Here is an 18,055-nt window from a genome sequence, read left to right as displayed (position 1 = left end):
TTATAATCCTATCTCAAAGTCTGCCAATTCAAAAAAATGAATGTTGCAATAGTAGGTGCTACTGGTTACGGCGGTATTCAAGCGGTAAATCTTTTAAAGAACAATAAAAATTACAAAATTTCATTTTTAGGTGGTAATAAAACATCTGGTTCAAAATGGAATGATCATTTTCCTTTTATTTTTCTAGATAATGATCCTTATATAGAAGAAATTTCTGTTGATAATATTTCAAATAATGCAGATGTTGTTTTGCTTTGCTTACCAAATGGCCTATCTTCCACATTGACAAGGAAATTATTAGATAGGGAAATTAAAGTTATTGATTTATCTGCTGATTACAGATATAAGTCCTTAGTTGAATGGGAAAAAGTATATTCCAAAGAAGCTGCTATTTATAAAAGGAATGATGATGATTTATGTAAAGAGGCAGTCTATGGACTTCCTGAAATAAATAAAGAAGCTATTTCAAAAGGAAGATTAATTGCATGTCCAGGATGTTATCCAACATCTTCTCTTATTCCACTCGCTCCTTTTCTTTCTCAAGGAATTATTGAAAATGAAGGTATAGTTATTGATTCTAAAAGCGGAACCTCTGGAGGTGGTCGGGAACCTAACCAAAAGCTACTCTTATCAGAATGTGGTGAAGGGCTATCAGCATATGGATTGATAAACCATAGACATACTTCAGAGATTGAGCAAGTAGCATCTTTAATTTCAGGAAATAAAATTGAACTACTTTTTACTCCTCATTTAGCTCCAATTTCAAGGGGTATGCATTCGACTATATATGGGAGATTAAGAGATCCAGGATTAACTTCTGATGATTGCAGAATTCTTTTGGATAATTATTATAGAAATTTCAAAAATATTAAAGTCTTACCTGTAGATATATTCCCATCAACAAAATGGGTTAAGAATACAAACCAAATTTACCTTTCTGTTAAGGTTGATATTCGAAATGGAAGGATTATTATTTTATCCGTAATAGATAATTTATTAAAAGGACAGACCGGGCAAGCAATTCAAAATTTAAATATTATGAGTGGATTTTCAATGGATGATGGTCTTGAGTTAACTAATAATTTTCCATAAAATCACTTCTTATCAAAAAACCAGCATGAGAGATAGAGTGAGGTAGTATTTTATGCTCAAGCATATGTATTCTTTTGGAAAGTGATTCAGCATCATCATCATCTCTAATTGATAATGCAGCTTGCATTATCAAAGATCCGCTATCTATCTCCTCATCAACAAAATGTACTGAACAACCAGTTATTTTTGAACCATTTAGTATAGAGTCACTTATCGCAGTACCTCCCTTATATGCAGGAAGTAATGATGGGTGAATATTAATAATTTTATTCCTAAACTTATTGATAAAGAAGGGCGTGACAATTTTCATCCAGCCAGCCATTACAATAAGTTCAACATTGTAATTATTTAATGTATTTATAATTTCTAATTCAAATAGCTCTTTTTGCGAAAAATCATTACCTCTTATTATTTTGTGAGGTATTTTTGCACTTTCAGCTCTTTTTATACAACCTGCATCATCTTTGTTAGTTATAAGAACTTTTATATCTATATCTAATTCTCCTTTATGTGAAAGATTAATTAACTCCTGAAAATTTGTTCCTTTCCCAGAAGCAAGTACACCTATCTTTAATTTTGGTGAAAATTTTCTAAATTCAGATATTTCAGGAGAAATTATGTAATTAAATGATTTATCCAAAGTTTTTTAACTAATAATAAATTCAAATGAAATAAAAAAAAACCTCAAGGATAAATATTTATATTCAAGAACATATTTATTTGAAGATAAAAATTTAAACAAATTTAAATGATTCAAATCTATGTAGTATTCGTATAGATATAATTAAATAATAAACAAAAGAAACAAATATATAAAATGAATGGCGATTTAAAATCTTGGGATAAATTTTGTAATTATCTTTGGTTTGATAAAAAATTAAATATTTGGTTAGACATAAGCAAGATTAATTTTACAAATAATGATATAAAAAATTTAGAGGATCAATTTATAGATGTTTTTTCATCAATAAAAGATTTAGAAAATGGTGCAATCTCTAATATTGATGAAAATAGACAAGTTGGGCATTATTGGCTTAGAAATCCATCAATTTCACCCTCTGCAAAAATTGAACAGGAAATTACCGCAGATATTAATGCAATCTCTGAATTTGGGAAACAAATTTTAAATGGAGATATTAAGAATAAGAATAATCAGCAGTATACTGATGTTTTATGGATAGGAATTGGTGGAAGTGGTTTAGGACCATTACTTATTACAGAGTCACTGCAGAAGTGCTCAAGAGGCTTAAGTTTTTCTTATATCGATAATGTTGATCCTTTTTTAATTAGCGAAAAGTTAGAAGAGTTATCTGAAAAATTATCAACAACATTATTTGTAGTAGTAAGCAAATCAGGTGGTACTCCTGAACCTAGAATTGCTATGGAAATTATTAAAAGTCACTGCGAAAAAAATTCTCTTGAATGGAATTCTAATGCTATAGCTATAACTATGAAAGATAGTAAGTTATTTAAAAAAGCCACTTCTGAAAATTGGTTAAAAATATTTAATTTACAAGATTGGGTTGGAGGTAGAACAAGTATTACAAGCTCTGTGGGATTACTTCCATTAGCTCTTATTAATGAAAATATTTTTGAGTTTATTAGAGGTGCATCAATAATGGATGAGGCTACTCGTATAAGTGATTTTAAAAATAATCCCGCAGCATTATTATCATCTGCGTGGTACTTAACTGGGGATGGCGTAGGAAGGAGAGATATGGTCGTATTACCGTATAGAGATAGGTTACAGGTATTTAGTAAATATCTCCAGCAATTAGTAATGGAATCATTGGGTAAGAAATTTAATAGGAATGGTGAAGTAGTTAATCAAGGTATTTCCGTTTTTGGTAATAAAGGATCTACAGATCAACATGCTTATGTTCAGCAACTGAGAGATGGTATTGATAATTTCTTTTGTATTTTTATTGAATTATTAGATTCTCCATCTACTAATATTTTTGATGAAGAGGAGAATCCTAAAGAATATCTTTCTGGTTTTTTGCAAGGAACCAGATCAGCACTATCTAGTGAAAACAGACAAAGTATCACTATCACATTAGAAAAATTAAATTGTTATTCACTTGGTGCCTTAATCGCTTTATTTGAGAGAGCTGTATCTTTCTACGCTGAATTAGTTAATATAAATGCATACGATCAACCTGGAGTTGAAGCTGGAAAGAAAGCAGCCGCTAATATTATTGAGTATCAACAAAAAGTAAGTGATTTATTAGACGAGGGAGGAGAATATTCTATAAATGACATAACATCATTATTTGATAATTCAGTAAGTGAACCTATATTTTTCATACTCCGTGAAATGTGTTTCGGTAATGATAATTATTTAGTTAAGGGCGATTGGTCAAATCCAAATTCATTAGTTATTCAAAAAATAAATTCTTAAACAACAATATTCATAATTTTTCCTTTAACAATAATTATTTTTTTTATTTCCTTATTATTTGTCCATTTTAATATGTTAGGTCTTTTAAGAGCCAATTCTTGAATTTGATCTTCACTCATATCATTATTAATATTTACTTTATCTCTAACTTTTCCATTCACTTGTATTACAAGTTCATATGAATCTTCCTTTAGTGCCTCGGCATTAAAGGAAGGCCAGTGTTCTAAATGCACAGATTTTTTAAATCCTAAAAGATGCCATGTTTCTTCTGCAATATGAGGAGCAAATGGAGCCAACAAAATACAAAATGTTTTTAAAGCCTCAATTTTTAAATTATTGTTTACGTAATTAATTGAAATTGATAATGAATTATAAAACTTCATCAGTTCTGAAATCGCAGTATTAAATTGGTTATTTAATATGTCATTCGAAATTTCTTTTATGGCTATATTCATTGACTTTATTAAACTTCTTTCTTTATCTGGATAGGGATTAGATTTATTATTTATATCGTTTGCAAAATTTATATAGAGCTTCCAAATCCTGCTTAAAAATCTAAATTGACCTTCAACATCTGTATCTCCCCATTCCAAATCTTTTTCTGGCGGTGCTTTAAATAATATAAACATTCTTGCGGTATCTGCTCCATATTTTTTAATTACTGATTCAGGATCTATTCCATTATATTTTGACTTAGACATCTTCTCGAAAAGAACATCGAGTTTGGTATTGTCAATTGGATCTGTTGGATTTGATAGGTCATTAATATCGGAAGGAGAAACATATTTACCCGTTTTATTGTTTTTATATGCTGCAGCCTGAACCATTCCTTGCGTTAATAGTTTTTTAAATGGTTCATCAATTTCAAATAGTTTATTATCCCGCAAAGCTTTAGTGAAAAATCTTGCATATAACAAATGCAATATTGCATGCTCTACTCCACCAACATACTGATCTACAGGCAACCACTTATTAATTTCAATCTTTTCAAATGGCTTATTTGAACATTTTGAAGATGGATATCTTAAAAAATACCATGATGAACACATAAAAGTGTCCATAGTATCAGTTTCTTTTTTTGCAGCTATTCCACATTTTGGACATGTTGTATTTATCCAATTATTACTATCACCTAAAGCATTAATCTTATTAGCCGAGATCTCTATATCTTTTGGTAATGAAACAGGTAAATCTGATTGTTGTAAAGGAACAGATCCACATTTTTTGCAATTAACGATGGGAATCGGACATCCCCAATATCTTTGTCTAGATATTAACCAATCTCTTAAACGAAATTGAATATTATTTTCAGCCCATGCATTATTTACGCCCTCCTCTGAAATTTTTAATTTAGCAATAGTATTTGCCATACCATTGTACTGATTTGAATTAATAAGATATCCATTTTCCACATAAGCTTGATCAAGCTCTTTAGTTTGTTCAATTTGATCCTTTATTATTACCTGTTTAATAACAATATTATTTTTCTTAGCAAATTCAAAATCTCTTTGATCATGAGCAGGAACGCCCATAACAGCGCCTGTTCCGTATTCATCGAGAACATAACTAGCAACCCAAATTGGAATAGGTTCAGAATTAACTGGATTTATAGCTATTAAGCTAGTTTTTATTCCAATTTTTTCAAGTTCATTATTTTTATTATTTTTCAAATATTCTTTAAGATTTTCAATATCTTGAATGGTCTCATTATCAGAAATATTTTTAATTAGTGAATGATTAACAGAAATTGCTAAATAAGTAACTCCAAATAAAGTATCTGGCCTTGTTGTAAATACAGTTATTTTGTTGTCTGGATTGGTGTTGATATTGAAATTAATATTTGTACCAATTGACTTTCCAATCCAATTATCTTGCATTATTTTTACTCTTTCTGGCCAGTTATCTAATTTTTCTAAATCCTTCAATAACTCATCCGCATAATTTGTAATCCTTAAAAACCATTGCTTTAATAATTTTTTTTCAACTACTGCTCCAGATCTCCAAGATTTACCCTCTGAGTCAACTTGTTCATTTGCTAAGACTGTATTATCTATAGGATCCCAATTAACTTCTGATTCCTTTTGATATACAAGACCCGCCTTGTATAACTCTAGAAATAGGTATTGTGTCCAAATATAATAATTTTCATCACAAGTTGCAAATTCTCTATCCCAATCAACCGATAGTCCCAAAAGCTTTAATTGTGACTTCATATGAGAAATATTTTTTTTAGTCCAAACACTTGGACTAATTCCTCTTTCAATCGCTGCATTCTCAGCAGGCAAACCAAAAGCGTCCCAACCCATTGGATGTAAAACAGATTTGCCCTTAAACCTTTGGAACCGAGCTATTAAGTCTGTAATAACATAATTCCTAACATGTCCCATATGAAGATTACCGGAAGGGTAAGGAAACATTGATAAGGCATAAAATTTATCGCTATTCTCAGTTAATTCATCTGTCTTGTATAAATTTTCATCTGTCCATATTGACTGCCATTTTTTTTCTATTTCAGAGGGATTATATAAATTGGTATCAGTATCATATTGTTTATCGGGAAAAATCACTTAATTTTTATTTGTTAAATTATTATTTTAATATCCATTGTATAAAATAGAAATACTTTGTTAAAAGGAATAATTTATAATTAAAATTTAAAATATATTATCTACAAATGAAAAATATAACTTTTGAAAAATATCAAGGTAACGGAAATGATTTCATAGTAATCGATTCTAGAGGAAATGATTTATTTAAAAATTACAAGACAAATAACATATTTGATATAAAAAAAATTTGCAACAGGCAATTTGGTATTGGAGCAGATGGTGTGATTTTCATAGAAGAACCTAATGAAGATAATTATGCAAAAATGATAATCTTTAATTCTGATGGTTCTGAAGCTCAAATGTGTGGAAACGGAATTAGGTGTTTAGTTGAGTATCTCCATGTAAATGATTCAATTAATAATAAAAATATAGAATATAAAATTGAGACTAAAGCAGGTTTAAAAATTGCAAAATATATAAATGATGAAATTACAGTAAAAATGGGAGTTCCAATTTTAGAAAGTCAAAATATTCCAACAACAATTGAAAAAAAAATCAATTCAATTCCTTCTCATGAATTTAATGAGAAAAATTTTAATAATATAGGTTATGCAGTAGGAATGGGAAATCCTCATTTAATATTTTTTTTACAAGACATAGAGTCAATTGTTATTTCTAGACTTGGTCCTATATTTGAAAAAAATGAATTATTTCCAGAAAAAACTAATGTGCATTTTTGTCAAATCTTAAATAGAGATAATATCAATGTAAAAGTATGGGAAAGAGGCGCAGGACCAACCTTAGCCTGTGGAACAGGTGCCTGTGCTATTCATGTAGCTGCTTATAAATTAGGCCTTTGTAATTCACAAACCATTGTAAATTTACCAGGAGGTAATCTTAAAATTGATTGGTCAAAAGACGATTGTGAAGTCATGATGACTGGTAATGCTAAAAAGGTATTCTCAGGATCAATGTTAGTAAATTAATGGAAAATAATTTTATATATTTAGATAATGCATCAACAACTCCATTATCTGAGAATGTTTTAAAAATAATAAATTCAACTTATAGAAATTATTGGCATAATCCTTCATCAACATATGAGCTAGGCATAAAATGCTCTATATATCTTGAAAAAATTAGATCCAAAATTGCTTATATATTTGAAGCAGATCCAGAGGATATAATTTTTACATCTGGTTCTTCTGAATCAATAAATATTGTATTTAATAATATTTATGAGAACTTTAAAAATGGTAGAATTGTTATTACAAATGTTGAACATCAAGCAACAACTATTTGTGCTAATAAACTAAGAAAACAAAATTGGGATATTTACGAATGGAGGGTAAATAATGATGGAATTTTAAATATTACTAATATCGATAGAATTTTGACAAATGAAACTAAGCTCGTATCAATTATTTGGGGACAAAGTGAAATTGGGACAATACAACCTGTTCAATTTATAGGTTCCAAATGTGAAGAATTAAATATATTGTTTCATTTAGATGGAACTCAAATATTAAGTAATGGAATTTTCAGTTGGAAAGATCTTAAATGTGATTTTTTAAGTTTATCTGCTCATAAATTTGGAGGTCCAAAAGGTATCGGTATTCTTTTAACAAAGGAAAAGTCTAGACAAATTTTAAAAAATAAAGACATATCACTTTCTCAGGAATTTTCAATTAGACAAGGGACACAAGCTTTGCCATTAATTGCTGGAATGTATGAATCATTAAAGAATATTAAAGGAAAAATAAATTTATATGATTACATAACTGAATTTCCTTCTAATAAAATTGATAAACTGAAAAAATATTTTTTTCAAAAAATTAAGGACAATAATCATATAAAAATTACGGGTAGTATTAACCATAGACTTCCCAATCATATTTCGTTTCTACTATTAAATAAACTATTTGAGCCTATAAGGGCCTATAAAATTGTTAATTTCATGTCAGAAAATAGAATAGCCATAAGTAGTGGAAGTGCATGTTCAAGCTCATCTGGGAAACCTAGCTCAACACTTAAAAATATTGGTTTAAAAGATGATGAACTATATTCAAATATTCGTGTTACCTTAGGTTCAATGAACAATAAGTCAGAAATAGATAAATTTTTAGAACTTATTCAAATATGCATTGGCAAATTTTAATGGAAACTAATTACAGACTACCTAAAGATTTAAATGAATCTCTTATGAATATGGAGGATGCAATTATTCCAAGTTTATTAGATTCAAATAAAAGATTTACTATAGAATTTAATTTTGAAGGATTGAAGTTTAATAGAATTGGAATAACTATCTACAAGATATTGTCTAAAAATAATAATGTATTCATAACATTTGCTGATCAAGGCGCTGTGGCCTTGGCTCAAAGAGACTATCCAGATATCAAAGATAAAATCTTTACTTTTAAATCATTTAATGAATCAAATAATATAAATAATATTAATAGTGCAATGATATCGATACTACCTCAGCCGTATGATTTCGATTCATTTGAACCTATGTCTGATAATTATCAAGGAACGCATTATTCATTAAATCCAAAATTTGAAGATGCCAATATTGGTATAGGAAGTGTTATTAGAGAGAGGCGTAAAAATTTTGTCAAAACTTGGAAAAATATTTATTTTCTTCAGCCTTTAAATAAAGCTGCTCTTATGCATATTTATCCAAACAACTGGTTACTTTTCAAAGAAGAAAACAAAAAATATTATTTTAAAAAAGAATTTGAAATTAAACCTGACAACGAATCTATTTTTGTAAATTTATAGATTGAATGTGATAAAAAAAATATATTCATTTTTCTTTATTATTCTTCTACTAGTAGCATCTCCTATCTTAATAAGATATTTACTAGCAAATCAGAAAATAACCATTTTAAATAGTATTTATTTTAATTTCCCTGGAATAATTACTAAAAATAAAAAATGTCCTACTTATGATGCTTTATTGAATCAAACCCTTGATGAATCTTTTAGTGTATCGATTATTAATAATAAAGGAGAAATAATTAGTTCCTATAATGATGAAGTTCCAAGATTGCCAGCATCAAATCAAAAATTATTCTCTTCAGCTTATGTTTTAAGTAAATATAAATTAAATGATAATTTAAAAACTTCCTTATTTAAAAAAAATAAAAACAATTATTATTTGCACGGTCAAGGTGATCCAGATCTGAATTACGAAAATATTATCGAACTAATTTCAAATATTAAAGAAAGTAAAATTATTAACTTTAATATTGTAGAAATTAATTCAAAATTATATTGGCCAAATGGTTGGACAAATACGGATAAACATTATGAATATGGATCTCCAATTACATCTCTTGCAATTGAAAGTAATCACAATAAATATGAAGACATTTATGCCTTAAAAAATTTTATTAAGAACTATTTAAAAAATAAATTTCCTAATTCCAAAGTATATATAAATTTTTTTGATTCAGAAAAAACATTTTATTTAAAAGATATTAAAGAGATAAATAAAATATATTCAACTCCAATTCTTTCATTATTAACTTTAACAAATTCTGAAAGCCATAATTTTACCGCTGAATCTCTCTTTAAAAATGCCTCAAATACATGGAAAGATAATAACTATACAAAATTGAAAAAATGGATAGAAAATAAGGGCCTCCCTGTAACTAATACATACTTTGCAGATGCTAGTGGGTTGTCTAGAAAAAATAAAATTACGACAAAGTTAGTTGCATTGTTTTTAGATAAAATGAGATATTCTAATAATTTTCAAGCTTTTCAATCTACACTTTCAATTATGGGAGTAAGAGGAACATTAGCTAAAAGATTTGTAAATAGTGAATTAAGTGGAAAGTTTTTTGGAAAAACTGGTACTCTTTCAAATGTCTTTGCATTATCTGGCTTTTTATATAAAAATGAAAAGCCTATAATTATAAGCATTATCCAAAATTCTAATAATATTAATAAAGAAAAAGCTTTTAAATTATTAAGTGATGTTTATTACTTAAAATCTTGTAAATAAAAATATTATTTAAAATATTCTTTTAAATCCTTTTCAACAGAGGGGGGTACCATATGATTAATTGAACCCCCAAATTTTGCAACTTCTTTTACTAAAGAACTACTGAGAAAACTATAATTTGTATTGGTTGATAAGAATATAGTTTCAATTTCATTATTAAGAGATTTATTTGTATGAGCAATCTGGAGTTCATACTCAAAATCACTCATTGCTCTTAAGCCTCTTAAAATAAGATTAGCTTTTAGATCATTTGCACAATCAACAGTGAGTCCGGAATAAGAAATAACTTCAATATTTGGTAAATGAGAAAGAGAATTTTTTATTTGTAAAATTCTTCTTTGAATATTAAATGTTGGAGTTTTGGAAGTATTTTCCAAAACAGCAACAACTAGATTGCCAAATATTTTTTCAGCTCTTTCTATTAAATCAATATGCCCGTTCGTTAAAGGATCAAATGTACCAGGATAAAGAATTTTCATGAATTTATTATGATCGAATAAGAAATTTAGTTAAAATAAGTTTATTAGATATATCAATTATGACATTAAATCTAGAAGCAAAAAAAATCTTATTAAGAAAAATACCTCACGGATTATTCATTTGTGGAGTTAGAGACGAAGATAAAAATGAAGTGAATGGATTTACTGCTAGTTGGGTCACTCAAGGTTCCTTCACCCCCCCATTAATAGTAATGGCAGTTAGAGCAGAAGGTTCTAGTCATGAAATAATAAAATCTACCAATAAGTTCTCATTAAATGTACTCAAAAGTGATCAAAAGGATCTAGCAGCTGTTTTCTTTAAACCCCAAAAAGCATTAGGAGGCAGATTTGAATCCGTTGAATTTAATTTAGGTGAACTTGGATTGCCTATTTTAGTTGATAGTGTTGGTGGAGTTGAATGTTATGTTGTTGGAAGTGTTACTTATGGTGACCATACCGTTTTTGTAGGAGAAGTTCAATCTGCTTATTTGAATAATGACGTTGACTCACTAAATTTATCTTCAACTGGTTGGAATTATGGAGGTTAGTCATTATAAATGAGTAATTCCTCTATAGAAACAATAGATAACAAATATAATTTTAAAATTGAATATAAATTAATTAATAATAAGGACCTACTAAAGTCAAGACTATCTGAAATTCCAAAATCTTCTGGTTGTTATCTTTTTAAAGATATTGACAATAATTTACTTTATATTGGCAAATCTAAAAAACTACGTAGTAGAGTAAGTAGTTATTTCAATAATTTTGCAGATTTAACTCCAAGATTAAGCTTGATGGTTCGACAAATAACTGAAATAGAAATTATACTTACAGATAGCGAATATGAAGCACTAAATTTAGAATCAAATTTAATAAAATCAAACAAACCATATTTTAATATTCTTTTAAAGGATGATAAGAAATATCCCTATCTTTGCATAACTTGGAGTGAGGAATATCCCCGAATATTTATTACTAGAAAAAGAAGAAATAGAAATAATTTAGATAGATATTATGGACCATACGTTGATGTAGGTCTTTTAAGAAATACCTTATTTTTAATTAAGAAAATATTTCCTTTAAGACATAGTAAATTATCAAAATCGTTTTATAGAGAAATTACTGGCGTTGATCTCGAAAAAATTTCATCAGAGGAATATAAGAAAATTGTAAAACAAGCTTCAATGGTTTTTCAAGGAAGAAATGATGATCTAATTAAAATTTTAGAGAATAAAATGTCTTACTTCTCTAATGACTTACAGTACGAAAAAGCGGCAAAAATAAGAGATCAAATTAGCGGACTTAAATTATTAACAGAATCTCAAAAAATATCAGTACCAGACTCTTCGATAAATAGAGATATATTTGGAATTGTTTCGGAGAAAAATATGGCAAGTATTCAAATATTTCAAATGCGATCTGGTAAATTAATAGGAAGAATTGGATATAGTCAAAAATTAGAAGGTATTAGCGAAAGTGAGATTCTGCAAAGAGTTTTTGAAGAACACTATATAAATGTTGACGGCATAGAAATACCATCTGAAATTTTAGTTCAATACGAATTCACAAACAAACAAACACTTGAAGAATGGCTTTCTCAACTAAAACAAAAAAAAGTAAAAATTTTAAATCCAAAAAGAAGTAATAAATTAAAAACCATAGAAATGGTTCAAAAAAATGCCAGCTTAGAATTAAATAGAATTTTAAATGGAATTCAAGATAATGAATCTGCTATTGAGGACTTATCTCAAATACTCGAATTAAATACTCATCCAAAAAGAATAGAGGGATATGATATTAGTCATATTCAAGGTTCCGATCCAGTAGCTTCTCAAGTTGTTTTTATTGATGGAATACCATCAAAACAAAACTATAGAAAATATAAAATTAAAGATAATAATGTTTATATTGGTCATAGTGATGATTATGCATCAATATATGAGGTTATTTATAGAAGATTTAAGAAATGGTCAAGATATAAGAAAGATGGAGGAGATCTCAGTTATCTTATGAATTCAAAAAATAATATTATTAATAATGAACTTTTTTCAGATTGGCCTGATTTAGTAATGATAGATGGTGGGAAAGGACAACTAAATTCTGCCATCAAAGCATTAGAAGATCTTAATCTAGATAAAGATGTAATTTTATGTTCATTAGCAAAAAAGAAAGAAGAAATATATGTTCCAGGATTATCAAAACCTCTTAATACAGATATGAATCAAAAAGGAGTTATGCTTCTTAGAAGATTAAGAGATGAGGCTCATAGATTTGCACTTTCATTTCATCGAAACAAAAGATCTAAAAGAATGAATAGATCACAATTAACACAGATACCTGGATTAGGTTCTTCAAGGATAAAAGATTTATTGGAGCATTTTAATTCTGTAGATGCCATTAGGATTGCTAGTAAGGATGATCTTATGAAAGTAAAGGGTCTTGGAGCTAACACTGCCAATGACATTTATAATTTTTTTAATAATGATTAAAAAGAATTTATGTTAAGTATTCATAGAAGTTGATATTGTGGATTATTGTGATAATTAGAATTAAAATAAGTTTTAAATAATTTGCTTTTATAGTGTTCTGGAGAAAATCAAAACTTCTTATTTTATATTCCACCGTTGATGGTCATACTAAAGATATTTGCAATTACATTTATAAAAAATTAAAAGGAAGAAAAAAAGCAATTATTATTTCAGTTGAAGATTCAGCTAATTTCAATTTAAGCGACTTTGATGAAATAGTTATTGGTGCAAGCGTAAGGTATGGATATCATAGAAAAAATGTTTACAAATTTATTCAACAAAATATAGAAAAATTAGACCATGTAAAAACTGCTTTCTTTTCATTAAACTTAACAGCAAGAAAACCTGAAAAATCAACTCCTGAAACAAATCCATATGTTATAAAATTTTTAAAAAAAGTCAAATGGGAACCTACAATCAAAGAGGTTTTTGCAGGGAGATTAGATTATCCAAGCTTAGATACTCTAAATAAATTAGCAATTTTATTTATTATGTTTATAACTAATGGTCCAAAAGATACTTCAAAAACTTATGAACTAACAGATTGGAAAAAAGTTGATAATTTAATAAAGTCAATATCTAAATTCTAAACTTTTTCTTCATGGATAAAGAAGAGTTAATAGATTTAACCTCAAAAATAGATAAATATAGTTGTCCTCATATAATAAATTTTCACTGTCATACAAATTTTAGTGATGGAAGTATGAGTCCTGAAGATTTATTAGATCAAGCATTTCGTAATAAACTTAAATTCTTATCAATAACAGATCATCATTCAATATTGGCTCATAAATATATATCTGATAACGATTTATTAAAAAAATATCCAATAAATTCATTCACATTGATTCCTGGCATTGAAATTAATTGTTTACTTAAGGGATGTTTAGTTCATGTTTTAGGCTTGGGAATTGATATAAATAGTGAGTCTCTTTCTCCCTATATTTTAGGTGAATCCCCAATAGGAAACGACTTACAAATAAATTCTGTCACCAAAGCAATTGAAATTGCTGGTGGTTTATCATTTCTAGCTCATCCTGCAAGATATAGAATCCCATTTGACATCTTAATTCCAGAAGCCTATAAAAATAAAGTTAATGGGATTGAAGTTTGGTATGACTATAACCTTAATCAAATATGGCAAGCTAGTAATTTTGTTTGTGAGAAAATCGATAAATTAACTGAAAGATATTCAATGCTGAAATCATGTGGTACAGATAGTCATGGATTTTCACTATTAGGCAGATAATTCAGAATTCATTCTTTTCAATTATTGAATCAGTATTAATTATTATGTCCTTTAAATTTTCAATAACGTCAGAAGAACAATTATTCCACATTTTTCTATTGATAATTTCAATAAATCTTTGTGCAATATCTCTTAAAGCCCATGGATTATTTTCTAGAAAGAAATTCTTAAGATCCTGATCACATAACCATGTTTTATAAACCTCCTCATAACACCAATTTGATACTAATTCAGTAGTTCCATCAAAAGCATATAAGTAATCTAGGGTTGCTGAAAATTCAAACGCTCCTTTATAACCATTATCTTTCATTCCATTTATCCATTTAGGGTTAAGAATTCTTGATATAACAACTTTATTAATTTCATCTTGTAATTTTGAAATTTTAGATAATCCAAATTTAGATAAATCACCATGATACATTTCAGGTGATTTACCACTTATTTTCTTTATCGCTGAATATAAACCGCCCTGGAACTGATAATAGTCATCAGAATCTAAAATATCATGTTCCTTATTATCTTGGTTATGAACAACTAACTGCACATTTTTAAGAGCATTTTCTAATGATTTTTTATCCTCTACAGGTTCAAGATTATCACTATAAATCCACTTACTCCAATTAAGAAAAGATTCTCCAAAATCATCAATATTTTCCCAATTAGAATTTGAAATTAGTTCTTGTAGACCAGCTCCATATGAACCTGGAGCTGAACCAAATATACGATTAATAGGATCACCAGCCTTTAAAGCTAGAGCAAGAGGGTTAAATTTATCATTCTCATTAAGATTAGAAATAAGATTTATTGCTTTAGAAGTTAATTTAACTAACTGAGGAAATGCATCTCTAAACATTCCAGAGATCCTTAATGTAACATCAACTCTTGGCCTATCTAGAACAGATAAAGGGATGATTTCTAAATCGATTACTCTTCTTGAAGGTCCATCCCAGACAGGTTGTACTCCTAATAAATATAGTATTTGACAAATATCTTCTCCTCCATTTCTCATTGTGGATGTTGCCCATACAGATATTGCTATATTTTTTAAATCTTCTCCATTTTCTTGTTTGTATAAATCAATAATTTGAGAAGCAGATTTACAGCCAACACTCCATGCTGATTCAGTTGGCAGTCCTCTCGCATCAACTGAAAAGAAATTTTTACCAGTCGGTAAAGCTTCAGTCTTGCCTCTCGTAGGGGCTCCAGATGGACCACTTTTTACATATTTGCCATTTAATGAATTAATAAATGATAATTTTTCATTATATGAAGAACTAATGATTGGAATTAAGATCTCATTTTTTAATAATAAAAAATAATTATTATGTTTTTTATCATTAAAGAAATAGTCTATTATTTTATGATTTTTATATTTTTCTAGATATTTTATTTTGGTTTTCTTTTTATAAAAACGCAAATATATTAGATATTTTGCTTGTTGTTCCAAAAACTCAATAGCCATTCTAAAGTTTAAAATTTTTTTGTTTGAAAATCTCAATAATATTTTTTTATCCTTTTCAGATAACATTTGATCATATTTATTTGTCCAAGGATTCAAATCTAGTTTTAAATTTTTTGCTATATATTGAACAAGACCAATTCGGTTGGCATTTGGTACTCTAGAAATACACAAGAATAAATTTATTTCATTAATGTCATTCTGCCTATCCCCAAAAACATGCAAACCTGTTCTAATTTGAGATTCTTTAATTTGGCAAAGAAAGGAATCAATTTCTTCTATTTGATTATTTTTATTGTTTAAAATAATTTCACTAAAATCTTTTTTAATTAATTCAAAAATGGATTTTTCTATTATTTCAATACGATTAGAATTTAATAATTTTGCTTCAAAATATTCGTCTAGATAATTTTCTAATATTGAATATTTTCCATATAATTCTGACCTATCTAAAGGAGGGGTTAAATGATCAATAATAGTTGCAGCAGTTCTTCTCTTAGCTTGGGATCCTTCGCCAGGATCATTTACGATAAAGGGATATATGTTAGGTATAGCTGGACAAATAATATTTGGGAAACATTTATTGCTGAGACCTATAGATTTGCCAGGTAACCATTCAACAGTCCCATGTTTACCAATATGGCATATAGCATTTGCATTAAATACTTTTTCAATCCAAAAATATTGTGCTAAATATCTATGGGGAGGTGGAAGATCAGGCGAATGAATATCTCTATCACTGTAAGCGTCATAACCTCGTTGAGGTTGAATCAATAATGTTATTTTCCCAAATCTAAGTCCATTTATCGAGAAGCCTTTATTATCAAGATCGATCGCTTCAGATGGTTTGCCCCAACGATTTACAATAATATTTTTTGGTTCAAGTTCTAGTAAATTCCAATATTGTAAATATTCACTAAGGGGTAAGTAATCTAATGGTTTATTATTTTGAGATTCAATATCATTAGTTCTAGTTTTTATAAGTATTGACATTAATTCCGAAGAATTTTGAGGGTAATTACAAGATCCAAGATCATAACCTTCTTCTTTTAACCAGTTAAGAATATTTATTATCGAAGATGGTGTATTAAGACCAACACCATTACCGATTCTTCCATTCTTTACTGGATAATTACTTATTACCAAACAAATTTTTTTATCAAAATTATTAAGTTTTTGAAGTTTCACATAATTTGTTACAAATTTAGAAATCCACTTGATACCTACTTGATCAACTTTATAACTAGTTATTTCACTGTAGAGTGTATTTTTTTCAGAAATTATTTCTTTAAATGCTGAAGGACAGGTAGTAATTCTTCCATCAAATTCAGGAATAATTATTTGCATTAATAAATCAGATGAATTCATTCCAATAGATGAATTTAACCAATTTTTTCTCGATCTATTAGAAGAAAGAAGCTGTAAAATTGGAATTTTAAGAGAAGTAAAAATATTTGTAGAATTTTCAATTAAATCGTTATTTTTGATTTGAGATGAAGAAAATGAAGTTGTGGTAATTATTAGTTTAATATCTTCTTTTTTAAAAATGTCTATCAATTTCTTTTGAATAATATGATCTTTTAGTGTTGAGATAAAAAATGTTTTAGGCGATAGACCACTTTTTCTTAACTGCAAGTTAAGCTTATCGTTTACTTCAATTTCATTAGCCAAAAAAAGCGATTTATAGGATATTATTCCTATTTTTTCTCCTTTTTCAATTTTCCAATCATACAAATAAGGATCTGCATAAAAAGAGATCTTCAAAAACTCATTAGGAATTAATGTTTCATCTTCTTTTAGGTAATTTAAACAATTAAGAAATTTTCTATAATTATCCAGTCCTCCAGATCTTAGTAATTTAGAAATATTTAATGCGACATCATTATCAATACTACTAATTTCACATAAGGAAACTTCCTGATCAAGGGTACCTGATAGGATTACTAACTTCCTATTTTTATCAATGGCTTGCCAATTTAATAGTTGTTCAATTCCATAGTTCCATGTACCTTTATCTCCAAATAGTCGTAGTACGACAACTTTTGCATGATTAATTGTTTTTAATATATAATTATCTATTTGAGCTGAGGAATTTAAATTAGAAATTTCTAACGCTCTAATATTATTTTTTAATGAAGCAAATTCTTTTTCTAATAATAAGTTTGATAAAAGATTTAAATCAGCTTTGACACTTGTTATAAAAATAAAATCTGCAACTGGCTGCTCTATTAAATCATCCTTATTCTTTTCATTTCCTGCTATATTCAATATCCTGTGCAT

At 27.9% G+C, this 18,055-nt stretch carries 14 protein-coding genes; 10 read left to right on the top strand and 4 right to left on the bottom strand.

The genetic code is table 11. The features are described from left to right. Window positions 1-36: 36 nt before the first annotated feature. Window positions 37-1,092 (top strand): N-acetyl-gamma-glutamyl-phosphate reductase, encoded by a 1,056-nt coding sequence (gene argC, locus EU95_RS07850; RefSeq protein WP_032521424.1) that lies wholly within the window; start codon window positions 37-39, stop codon window positions 1,090-1,092. Here the strand turns inward: argC and purN are convergent. After that, complete coding sequence (gene purN / locus EU95_RS07855; protein WP_032521422.1) at window positions 1,076-1,732, bottom strand: phosphoribosylglycinamide formyltransferase; 657 nt, start codon at window positions 1,730-1,732, stop codon at window positions 1,076-1,078. The two genes, argC and purN, sit on opposite strands and share 17 nt — an antisense overlap. Before the next feature lie 177 nt (window positions 1,733-1,909). On the opposite strand from purN, the gene EU95_RS07860 reads away from it, so the two are divergent. Then, the gene (locus EU95_RS07860) at window positions 1,910-3,493 is read left to right on the top strand and encodes a glucose-6-phosphate isomerase (protein WP_032521421.1); all 1,584 of its coding nucleotides are present in this window, start codon (window positions 1,910-1,912) and stop codon (window positions 3,491-3,493) included. Here EU95_RS07860 and leuS read toward each other — a convergent pair. Next, the gene (leuS, locus tag EU95_RS07865; RefSeq protein WP_032521420.1) at window positions 3,490-6,060 is read right to left on the bottom strand and encodes a leucine--tRNA ligase; all 2,571 of its coding nucleotides are present in this window, start codon (window positions 6,058-6,060) and stop codon (window positions 3,490-3,492) included. The two genes, EU95_RS07860 and leuS, sit on opposite strands and share 4 nt — an antisense overlap. A 107-nt stretch (window positions 6,061-6,167) precedes the next feature. Between leuS and dapF the strand changes: the two genes are divergently transcribed. Genes dapF through EU95_RS07885 form a run of 4 tightly spaced genes read left to right on the top strand, consistent with a single transcriptional unit; the run spans window position 6,168 to window position 10,057 of the window. After that, window positions 6,168-7,028 carry a diaminopimelate epimerase gene (gene dapF, locus EU95_RS07870; RefSeq protein ID WP_032521419.1) on the top strand — a complete coding sequence of 287 codons (861 nt, stop codon included), beginning with the start codon at window positions 6,168-6,170 and terminating at the stop codon, window positions 7,026-7,028. After that, window positions 7,028-8,200 carry a cysteine desulfurase family protein gene (locus tag EU95_RS07875; protein ID WP_032521418.1) on the top strand — a complete coding sequence of 391 codons (1,173 nt, stop codon included), beginning with the start codon at window positions 7,028-7,030 and terminating at the stop codon, window positions 8,198-8,200. The genes dapF and EU95_RS07875 overlap by 1 nt, the downstream gene beginning before the upstream one ends. Beyond that, the gene (locus EU95_RS07880) at window positions 8,200-8,826 is read left to right on the top strand and encodes a DUF1995 family protein (protein WP_032521540.1); all 627 of its coding nucleotides are present in this window, start codon (window positions 8,200-8,202) and stop codon (window positions 8,824-8,826) included. Before EU95_RS07875 ends, EU95_RS07880 begins: the two co-directional genes overlap by 1 nt. Window positions 8,827-8,833: 7 nt before the next feature. Continuing rightward, window positions 8,834-10,057 carry a D-alanyl-D-alanine carboxypeptidase gene (locus EU95_RS07885; RefSeq protein WP_032521539.1) on the top strand — a complete coding sequence of 408 codons (1,224 nt, stop codon included), beginning with the start codon at window positions 8,834-8,836 and terminating at the stop codon, window positions 10,055-10,057. 5 nt (window positions 10,058-10,062) lie between these two features. Here EU95_RS07885 and coaD read toward each other — a convergent pair whose 3' ends face one another. Then, window positions 10,063-10,536: a pantetheine-phosphate adenylyltransferase gene (gene coaD / locus EU95_RS07890; protein WP_032521417.1), complete on the bottom strand. Its 474-nt coding sequence runs from the start codon at window positions 10,534-10,536 to the stop codon at window positions 10,063-10,065. Between the two features lie 59 nt (window positions 10,537-10,595). On the opposite strand from coaD, the gene EU95_RS07895 reads away from it, so the two are divergent. The 4 genes from EU95_RS07895 (at window position 10,596) to EU95_RS07910 (ending at window position 14,316) form a co-directional block, all read left to right on the top strand. After that, window positions 10,596-11,084, top strand: coding sequence for a flavin reductase family protein (locus EU95_RS07895; protein WP_032521416.1), 489 nt, complete (start codon window positions 10,596-10,598; stop codon window positions 11,082-11,084). 9 nt (window positions 11,085-11,093) lie between these two features. Further along, a complete protein-coding gene (uvrC, locus tag EU95_RS07900) occupies window positions 11,094-13,028 on the top strand; it encodes an excinuclease ABC subunit UvrC (RefSeq protein WP_032521415.1) in 1,935 nt (644 codons plus the stop codon). A gap of 92 nt (window positions 13,029-13,120) precedes the next feature. Then, window positions 13,121-13,657, top strand: coding sequence for a menaquinone-dependent protoporphyrinogen IX dehydrogenase (gene hemG / locus EU95_RS07905; RefSeq protein ID WP_032521414.1), 537 nt, complete (start codon window positions 13,121-13,123; stop codon window positions 13,655-13,657). Window positions 13,658-13,668: 11 nt separating this feature from the next. Continuing rightward, the gene (locus EU95_RS07910) at window positions 13,669-14,316 is read left to right on the top strand and encodes a PHP domain-containing protein (RefSeq protein WP_032521413.1); all 648 of its coding nucleotides are present in this window, start codon (window positions 13,669-13,671) and stop codon (window positions 14,314-14,316) included. Window position 14,317: 1 nt separating this feature from the next. Here the strand turns inward: EU95_RS07910 and cobN are convergent, their stop codons facing one another. Beyond that, window positions 14,318-18,055: a cobaltochelatase subunit CobN gene (cobN, locus tag EU95_RS07915; protein WP_032521412.1), complete on the bottom strand. Its 3,738-nt coding sequence runs from the start codon at window positions 18,053-18,055 to the stop codon at window positions 14,318-14,320.

Source organism: Prochlorococcus marinus str. MIT 9201 (assembly GCF_000759955.1).
In the GTDB taxonomy this organism is placed as follows: Bacteria; Cyanobacteriota; Cyanobacteriia; order PCC-6307; family Cyanobiaceae; genus Prochlorococcus_A; species Prochlorococcus_A marinus_G.
This window is presented reverse-complemented; position numbering and strand designations above follow the sequence as displayed.

Bases quoted from the DNA above. Each gene is read 5' to 3' on its own strand.
- argC (WP_032521424.1), top strand. From the start codon at position 37: ATGAATGTTGCAATAGTAGGTGCTACTGGTTACGGCGGTATTCAAGCG.
- EU95_RS07860 (WP_032521421.1), top strand. From the start codon at position 1,910: ATGAATGGCGATTTAAAATCTTGGGATAAATTTTGTAATTATCTTTGG.
- dapF (WP_032521419.1), top strand. From the start codon at position 6,168: ATGAAAAATATAACTTTTGAAAAATATCAAGGTAACGGAAATGATTTC.
- EU95_RS07875 (WP_032521418.1), top strand. From the start codon at position 7,028: ATGGAAAATAATTTTATATATTTAGATAATGCATCAACAACTCCATTA.
- EU95_RS07880 (WP_032521540.1), top strand. From the start codon at position 8,200: ATGGAAACTAATTACAGACTACCTAAAGATTTAAATGAATCTCTTATG.
- coaD (WP_032521417.1), bottom strand. From the start codon at position 10,536: ATGAAAATTCTTTATCCTGGTACATTTGATCCTTTAACGAACGGGCAT.
- EU95_RS07895 (WP_032521416.1), top strand. From the start codon at position 10,596: ATGACATTAAATCTAGAAGCAAAAAAAATCTTATTAAGAAAAATACCT.
- uvrC (WP_032521415.1), top strand. From the start codon at position 11,094: ATGAGTAATTCCTCTATAGAAACAATAGATAACAAATATAATTTTAAA.
- EU95_RS07910 (WP_032521413.1), top strand. From the start codon at position 13,669: ATGGATAAAGAAGAGTTAATAGATTTAACCTCAAAAATAGATAAATAT.
- cobN (WP_032521412.1), bottom strand. From the start codon at position 18,055: ATGCACAGGATATTGAATATAGCAGGAAATGAAAAGAATAAGGATGAT.